This is a genomic window from Veillonella sp. ZSJB6, assembly GCF_051549505.1.
Classification (GTDB): Bacteria; Bacillota; Negativicutes; order Veillonellales; family Veillonellaceae; genus Veillonella.
The window spans coordinates 1-240 of sequence record NZ_JBPUGE010000168.1 but is presented as its reverse complement, the minus strand read 5'-3'; the positions used below and the strand labels follow the sequence as shown (position 1 = coordinate 240).

1 protein-coding gene is annotated in these 240 nt (G+C 55.4%); it reads left to right on the top strand.

The window, feature by feature from the left end; genetic code table 11:
• Positions 1-154, top strand: a 154-nt coding sequence (locus ACSV5T_RS10305) for a DUF1806 family protein (RefSeq protein WP_438321085.1), incomplete at its 5' end; no start/stop codon positions are given.
• Positions 155-240 lie beyond the last annotated feature (86 nt).

The window sequence follows — 240 nt, the reverse complement described above, 5'->3', positions numbered from 1 at the left end:
CGGTTGGCTTTACGTCGAAGGATTGACCGATTACGAACAGCATGGGGACCAGCTCCTGCTCGCCGGTCATGACCGGCTCGGTCGCCTCGCCTGCGCCTTACACTTAGATATCAAACCGCTCCCACAAGGAGCCTCGGAGGTGGAAAGCCAATGAATGGACCGTTACTCGTTATTTTTCCGCATCCTGATGATGAAGCGTTCAGCTCGGCCGGGACGATTATCCAACACCATAAGAACGGC